Below are 3,685 nucleotides of genomic sequence, written 5' to 3'. Positions count from 1 at the left end.
CCGCCGCGCCCGGGGCGGCCGCGGCCGCCCCGGCGATCTTGTCTGCTGGCAGCCTGGCTGCGGCGGGGTTCGGCCGCGGCTGGGTGATGAGCCGGCGGGGAATCATCACCACGACGCCGGTGCCACCGCGCGAGGACGGCCGGAACGACACCGTCAGACCGTGCTTGCGGGCAAGCACGCCGACGACGGCCAGGCCCAGGCGGGTGCCGGACAGCGTGGTCAGATCCAGCGGCTCCGCCGAGACCGCAGCCTCGGCACGGCGCAGCGCGGCGGGCCCCATGACCAGGCCGCCGTCCTCGATCGTCACGACGATGCCGGCCTGGACCTCTTCCACGTAGACGTGCACCTCCTCCGACGGAGGCGAGAAGCTGGTCGCGTTGTCCATCAGCTCGGCGAGGGCGTGCATGACGCCCTCCGCGGCGTAGCCGGCGACCGCGACCGTGCTCGTCGAGTGCAGGCGGACCCGCTGGTAGGCGCTGATCCGGCCGACCGCGCCGCGCAGGATGCTCTCCATCACGATGGGCTTGGTCCATCGTCGCCCGGTGCGGGCGCCGGTCAGCACAGCGATGCTGTCCGCCAGTCGGCCCGCCTGCGCGGTCGCGTGGTCCAGGCGGAGCAGATCGCCGAAGACCTCCTCGTCGTGGCGCTCCTCCATCTCGCGCAGGTCCGCGAGCATGCTCGTCGCCAGGGCCTGCACCCGGCCGGCCGCGTTGGCGCAGGCGGACATCGCGGCGGCGCGCATCCGTTCGCCACGACCGATCTCCGTCGCAAGCGTGCGCAGGATGCGCCGGTGTGTCTCCCGGGCCTCGCGGTCCTCGTCGCCGACACCCCAGCTCGCGGCGGCGTCCCCGACGACGCCCGTCTCCTGGACGATGGCCGGCCGGCCGGCCGGGTCGATCCATTCGGCTGGGTCGGTTCCGCGGGGGAGGCGCGGGTCGGTGGTGCCTGCGGCGCCGATTTCGGCCATTTCAGTGATCTCGGCTATCTCGGCTATCTCGGCGAGCGCGACCTCGGGTGAGGCACCGTCACGCAGCCGCTTGACGACCGCAGGCAGAATCTGGTCGGCGAGCTGGGCGGCGCGGGTGTTCTGCGTTTGGACCTGTACCTGCGCGCCCGCGAGCCGGTTCTCCAGGTCGGTGACCTGGCTGCGCAACCGGCGCACGGCCCGACCGCGGCCGAGCGCGAGCGCGACGGTGAGCAGCACGACGGCGGTGGCCACCACCGCGGATACGATCACCGGCGGCCGATCCGGACCGGCGGTCGCGGCGTTCGCCCACGCCCCCGCGCCAACGACGGCCAGCACGGCGATCAGCAGGACGACGGGCGTCTGGTCGGTCAGGGCACGGGGACCGCGGCGGACGGGCGAGGCATGTGTCGGCATGAGGCGGTCCTCGTCAGCGGCTGGTGGCGAGCGCGCGGGGATGGTCCGGATGGCCGCCGATGGCGCGCCGCGGGCCGTGGGCGCGTTCGGGGTGGGACATGCGTCGGCTCAGATACGTGACTGCCACGGTCTCGACCCCCCGGTCTCGCCTGTGTCGCCTGTGTCGCTGGTCTCGTCTGTGTCACCGGTGAATCTGGCCGGTCCCGCCGGTGGACCACGATGATCCGGCTGGTAGGACCGCGCCGATTCGGCCTGTTGTGGACGAGGTGCCCAGGTCACCGGCGGCCGCCGGCCCGGGTCGGCGGCGATGTCGGACAGCCTAGGCGCGCATTCACGGCTCGCAGACGGCCAGCAACCAGCATTGAGCGGGATGATTTACCCCTAGTGGCAGGGATGGGGCACTGTTGTCCCCGGATGGTCCCCGGAACTGTCCGGAACCATCCCGGGACAAGGGAGCGGTTTCGCCAGAGGCGGCGGTCCTGCATATGCGCGAACGGCCTAGATTCGCCGCCACCTTCCCGGAATGCCCCGTTTGCCCGGAGCATTAGTGACGATTTGGTGGCATCTGGCCGATATGGCGACGCCGCGGCGCCGTCTCGTGGATTCCCCGCATAGCGGTCGCCCGGCGGTGCGGATGCCGTCGTGGACCGGACCGCAGGCGGACTGCTGGCACCTTCGGGCCATCGGAAGAACCTGGAAGGCGCGCTGCCGGCGACGGGCGCGGTGCAGTAGTGGTGTGTGCAGTGCCGCGGGCGCGTGCGGCGGGGGTGCGTGCGGGGGGTGCGTGTGTGCGGTGCGGGTGCGCAGCGGTACGGCGCGCTCAGCGGCTCCGGGTCACGGCGGGGCCGGGATAGGGCAACAGCGCCATCTCCCGGGCGTTCTTGATCGCCCGAGTCACCTCTCGGTGCTGGCGGGGAGTCAGTCCGGTGATCCGTCGTGCCCGGATCTTGCCCCGGTCCGAAATGAATTGGCGCAGCAGGGCGATGTCCTTGTAATCGACGTAGGTGATCCCGCGTTCGCGGAGAATGTTCGGCTTCTTGCGCAGTCCCGGCTTCGGGGCGCGACGCGTGGGCATGTGATGACCTCCTGTCGACCGTCGGCGCCAACTCGGTTATCTCACGCAGCGCGCAGTGATGGTCGGGCGACGGCGATCCGCGTGCGGTCGCCGTGCCGGCGCCGCCCACCCCGGTTTGGCGGCAAACCGCCGATCCTGCACATCGTTGATTTCAGGTAACGCTAAGCATCTACTGCGGCCGGGTGGTGGTCACGTGGGGTGACGAGGATCGCGGCCTTCCGCCTCAAACCGACGTTCAGAAGGAGACTCTCGTGAGTAGAAGACATTCCCCGGCACGCGCGGCAGCACTCACCGCCGCACTGGCCGCCGGAATCGTCGCCGCCCTCCCCGGCCTGGCCGGGGCGGCGAGCGCCGCTCCCGCAGCCGCGGGTGCCTCAGCCGTCGAACAGCGCCCGGCGCTGTTCGACGGCCTGCGGGCGGTCGGCCTGACGACCACGGGCCGGCTGGTCCACTTCGACGTCGACTCGCCCTCCCATCTGACGCGGATCGGCCAGGTCACCGGCCTCGTCGGCGGCGACACGAGCCTCATCGGGATCGACTACCGGGTGCAGAACGGCCGGCTCTACGGCGTCGGCAACCTCGGCGGCATCTATGTGATCAACACTTCCACCGCGGTCGCAACCCTGGTGTCTCACCTCACGGTGGCGCTCAGCGGCACTGCCTTCGGCGTCGACTTCAACCCGGCGGCCAACCGGCTGCGCATCATCAGCAACGCCGGCCAGAACCTGCGGCACAACATCGACGATCCGGTCGGCACCCCGCCGATCGGCACCACGGCCGTCGACACGCCGCTGCACTACCCGCCGGCAGGCATCGCGGCGCCCGGCCTGACCGGTGCCGCCTACACCAACAACGACCTGGACCCGTCGACGTCGACCACCCTGTTCAACATCAACACCATTCTCGGCCAGGTGGACGTCGATTCGCCGGCCAACTCCGGCGAGCTCGTCCCGACCGGGCAGCTCGGCCTGCCCGTCACCGGCAACGCCGGCTTCGACATCTTCACCCGGCGGTCGAACGGCCGGGCGGTCGACAACCAGGCGTTCGCGACCCTGCCGGTCGGGACCTCCTACCGGCTGGCCGAGATCGACCTGCTGACCGGGCGGGTCCGCGTCCACGGCTCGTTCCCGGGCAACGCCCAGGTCGTCGACATCGCGATCCCGCCGAACCAGTAGCGGGCCGCCCAGCCGGGCCTGCCGGCAGGCCCACGGCGGGGGGGGGGGGGGGGG

The 3,685-nt window shown here is 71.6% G+C and carries 3 protein-coding genes; 1 reads left to right on the top strand and 2 read right to left on the bottom strand.

Going from position 1 to position 3,685, the window contains the following annotated elements; genetic code table 11:
- A partial coding sequence (locus ND748_RS27890) for an ATP-binding protein (RefSeq protein ID WP_251749173.1) occupies window positions 1-1,381 on the bottom strand: 1,381 nt, incomplete at its 3' end.
- 820 nt (window positions 1,382-2,201) lie between these two features.
- Window positions 2,202-2,456 (bottom strand): 30S ribosomal protein S18, encoded by a 255-nt coding sequence (gene rpsR, locus ND748_RS27885; RefSeq protein WP_251749172.1) that lies wholly within the window; start codon window positions 2,454-2,456, stop codon window positions 2,202-2,204.
- Between the two features lie 251 nt (window positions 2,457-2,707).
- Here rpsR and ND748_RS27880 point away from each other — a divergent pair, with 251 nt between their 5' ends.
- Complete coding sequence (locus tag ND748_RS27880; RefSeq protein WP_251749171.1) at window positions 2,708-3,631, top strand: DUF4394 domain-containing protein; 924 nt, start codon at window positions 2,708-2,710, stop codon at window positions 3,629-3,631.
- Window positions 3,632-3,685: the final 54 nt, after the last annotated feature.

The organism is Frankia sp. AiPs1 (assembly GCF_023716945.1).
Taxonomy (GTDB): domain Bacteria; phylum Actinomycetota; class Actinomycetes; order Frankiales; family Frankiaceae; genus Frankia.
Note: the sequence above shows the minus strand (reverse complement) of the source record. Positions and strands in the feature narration are given on the sequence as shown.

Coding starts and splice junctions, on each gene's coding strand:
- rpsR (WP_251749172.1), bottom strand. CDS start 2,456: ATGCCCACGCGTCGCGCCCCGAAGCCGGGACTGCGCAAGAAGCCGAAC.